The 3356-nt window shown below is 33.7% G+C and carries 5 protein-coding genes and 1 tRNA gene; 4 read left to right on the forward strand and 2 right to left on the reverse strand.

Translation table 11 applies throughout. The features are described 5' to 3' along the window. The first annotated feature begins 63 nt into the window (after positions 1-63). The 3 genes from ABX784_RS16335 (at position 64) to ABX784_RS16345 (ending at position 1340) form a co-directional block, all read left to right on the forward strand. Positions 64-139: transfer RNA gene (locus ABX784_RS16335), tRNA-Phe, on the forward strand. Positions 140-284: 145 nt separating this feature from the next. Then, entirely contained in the window at positions 285-800 is a 516-nt protein-coding gene (locus tag ABX784_RS16340; RefSeq protein WP_372656130.1) for an ORF6N domain-containing protein, read from the forward strand. Between the two features lie 168 nt (positions 801-968). Beyond that, positions 969-1340, forward strand: a complete 372-nt coding sequence (locus tag ABX784_RS16345; RefSeq protein WP_372656131.1) for a tRNA-binding protein — start codon at positions 969-971, stop codon at positions 1338-1340. A gap of 124 nt (positions 1341-1464) precedes the next feature. Here ABX784_RS16345 and ABX784_RS16350 read toward each other — a convergent pair whose 3' ends face one another. Further along, complete coding sequence (locus ABX784_RS16350) at positions 1465-2295, reverse strand: hypothetical protein (protein WP_372656132.1); 831 nt, start codon at positions 2293-2295, stop codon at positions 1465-1467. A 438-nt stretch (positions 2296-2733) separates the two neighbouring features. Between ABX784_RS16350 and ABX784_RS16355 the strand changes: the two genes are divergently transcribed. Beyond that, on the forward strand, positions 2734-3141 hold the full coding sequence (locus tag ABX784_RS16355) for a GFA family protein (protein WP_372656133.1): 408 nt from the start codon (positions 2734-2736) through the stop codon (positions 3139-3141). On the opposite strand, the gene ABX784_RS16360 is transcribed toward ABX784_RS16355, so the two are convergent. After that, positions 3138-3356, reverse strand: a 219-nt coding sequence (locus ABX784_RS16360) for a hypothetical protein (RefSeq protein WP_372656134.1), incomplete at its 5' end; no start/stop codon positions are given. The two genes, ABX784_RS16355 and ABX784_RS16360, sit on opposite strands and share 4 nt — an antisense overlap.

The raw sequence follows: 3356 nt of genomic DNA on the forward strand, positions 1-3356 counted from the left end.
AAGATTTAATTTGACGAAAGAGTTAGATTCCTTTATTTTTAATCTCACTTCAAGACAATTTACGCCCCGATAGCTCAGTCGGTAGAGCAAAGGACTGAAAATCCTTGTGTCCGTGGTTCGAATCCGCGTCGGGGCACCATTTAAAAAGCCAGATATTTAACCCATATCTGGCTTTTTTTATTTCTACTATTCAGAAACGAAATATCTCTCTAATAATCACTATCTTAAATTCAAATATTTTTAATTATTTTATACCAAGCTCCTATCGTTAATATGGAGCAAATATGAAAATTCAATTAGATCAAATTCAAGACATGATTTACATAATTCGTGACCAAAGGGTTATGCTTGATAGTGACTTGGCAAAGCTTTATGGTGTTGAAACAAAGGTTTTAAATCAGGCGATAAAGAGGAACTTGGGAAGGTTTCCTGAAGATTTTATGTTCCAAATATCTGTTGAAGAGCATGAATCTTTGAGGTCACAATTTGTGACCTCAAAAGAGGGAAGAGGTGGTCGAAGATACCAACCCTATGTTTTTACAGAAAATGGAGTCGCAATGCTATCTAGTGTTCTTAAGTCAGACACTGCAATTGATATCAATATTGCAATCATGCGAGTCTTCACAAAACTTCGTAGCTTTTATGCTCTGGATGAGAAAACTAATCACAAAATAAACAAGCTAGAAGAAGACGTAACTCGAGTATTTAAAGTTGTATTTCAGCGATTAGATAACTTAGAAGGCAAATTGCCCTCACTCGATGAAGGCAGAAGAAAAATTGGTCTTAAGAATAAAGAATAATCTATATAAGCAAATCAATGTAGTTTTGTATTATTAGAAATTATTTTTAGGGTTTAGTTTGATAGTAGCCACGCCGTGCTACCATTTTTTAAGCCTTGTTTTAAGAAGATTTATTTTATAATATTTTTTCAATTCTCAAAATAATTAGTTTGAAAGTGAGAGGCAAAGATGCATTTAGACTTTAATCCAAATTCACCACCAGAAAATAATATTGAATTCAAAGACTTTTTAAACGTTGATATGAGGATAGGTGAGGTAATTGAAATTCAAGATTTTCCAGAAGCACGTAAGCCTAGTTACAAATTATTAATCGATTTTGGAATAGGTGTCGGAATTAAAAAATCAAGTGCTCAAATAACTGTTCACTATTCGAAAGAGGATTTGATGGGAAAAAAGGTTTTGGCCGTTGTTAATTTTCCTTCCAGGCAGATAGGTAAGTTTATGTCCGAAGTTCTAGTTATGGGATTTTCTGATGTTGATAATGAAATTGTTCTTTTTGATTTAGACAAAGCAGTACCGAATGGAGCTAGGCTTCATTGAACTTCAATATAGAAGTTCGATAATCGCCCACTTTGGAGCACCATTTAAAAAGCCAGATATGCGTTAAATATCTGGCTATTGTTGTCTAAAGTTTAGGGGCATCATTAAGTGAGCACAGGCACCACTAGCATCCAGGAGAGGTGAACTTGTATTTACTGTATTCACCATCCGGTTTAGAGATGATGAAGAAGGTGTCTTTTTCTGAATCTCCATCGTCCGATTCCAGGAGAAGATCTTTTCTTCCGTCATTATTTAAGTCTAAAATATTGAGTAGCTTTACCGGGCTTGTGTAAAATAACTCTTCGCCTCCTGGAGACTTTGAAGGAATTACTGCATGATCATCGTCTATCTGAGCTATTCTCTTTCCATTGAGTCTCACAATATAGCTAAAATATTTCTTGTTCTTACTAAATTTAAAAAAAATATCAATTGTGTCATCGTTGGCTTTAATTGTTCTGTTTAAAATTTCAGTGCTACTATTGTAGAGATCAAGAAAAGAGTAGCTTTTATTTATATCAATTCTGTTATCGTCAAACGAAATATTTTTTTTGTTTGTAAGTGGTATTTGTATAAGGTCGTTAGAAGTGTGTAGCTTATGAATTAATACGTATTGACAATGATATTTTTTTTTATCTTCGGTTAACTCTATTGACTGATTATTTATCCATGCATATTTATCATATGAGTATATAAATTTCTTCGCTATACTCGTCACAACATGTTCAAACTTTCTGTTGAAGCATGATATCTTAGACTTATTTAAATTTTTTTCTTTTGTCATTTTTTCACCAAAGTCGAATTCTCTATTAAGAAAGAGTCCACCGACAAGAAGAGAACTCCCTAAAAGATTGTTATCTTTTTTAAAGTTTTGAACTAACTCATATGTATCATCTTTTGCAAAGATAGGTTCTTGTATAAGTAAGCAAATGATCATGGTCTTTATAAATGGTTTCATTTCATATTTTCCTTTAAAGTTTGTGCTAATTAAGAGTTAATACCTAGCCCCTGTAAGGGTCTATGGCCTTGGAGGGAAGGTGTAGGCGTTCTGACATTTGCTCCTTTCTTCTCTTGTCGGAAATAGAATACTAAGCTTTAATCAAAGTTTGTTGAGGGCTCTTAGGTAAGTATTGATATGAGAGTTCTTTATCTTGAAGGATATACGATAAAGACAATTCTTTTTTTCTTTATCGTTTTCTGGGGTTTTAAGGGGGACTAGTGAGCCCCTAAGGAATACAAAGCAAGTTATTGAATTTATTACTTTTAATGTAAGTCGTATTTTAAAATAGCGGTTTGATATTCGATCACGTCGAGGCACCACTTAAAAAACCTTGTTTTTACAAGTTTTTTTTTATGCCCTAAAATGAACTCTCGAACCAAGGTATGGGAGTTAAAAATGGGCGATATAATTATAGGCTCTTGCTTATGCGGAAAAGTTAAATACGAAGTCGTGGGAGGCTTTGAAAGCTTTTTTCTTTGTCATTGTAAATTCTGTCAAAAGGGTACTGGCTCTGCTCATGCAGCAAATCTCTTTTCTTCAACTTCAAAGCTAAATTGGTTGTCAGGAGAAGATTCTGTTAAAACTTTTACTTTGCCTAATACGAGGCATGTTAAAAGTTTTTGTTCTTATTGCGGCTCGGCGGCTCCTAGCATTCAAAATGAGGGAAGATTGATTGTTGTACCTGCGGGCAGCTTAGATGTTCCAGTAGAAATAAGACCAAATGCTCATTTATTTACTGCGAGCAGGGCAAGCTGGGATGAAAACTTAGAATCATTACAATCATTTAAAGGGCTTCCTAGTTAAAATGCCATTTTAAGGATTGCAGTTCGATAATCGACTACGTCGGGGCACCATTTAAAAAGCCAGATATTTAATTTATATCTGGCTTTTTTTATTTCTACTTTACCAAGCTCAAAACAATCTTTTACAGTAATATTAAAAAATAAGGTATTTGATATGCGATTCAAAATAGATACATTTTTTAATAATGAAATGAATGAGGCTAAGAGCCTGATAGA

The sequence above is a fragment of the Halobacteriovorax sp. genome, assembly GCF_041587335.1.
Taxonomy (GTDB): Bacteria; Bdellovibrionota; Bacteriovoracia; order Bacteriovoracales; family Bacteriovoracaceae; genus Halobacteriovorax.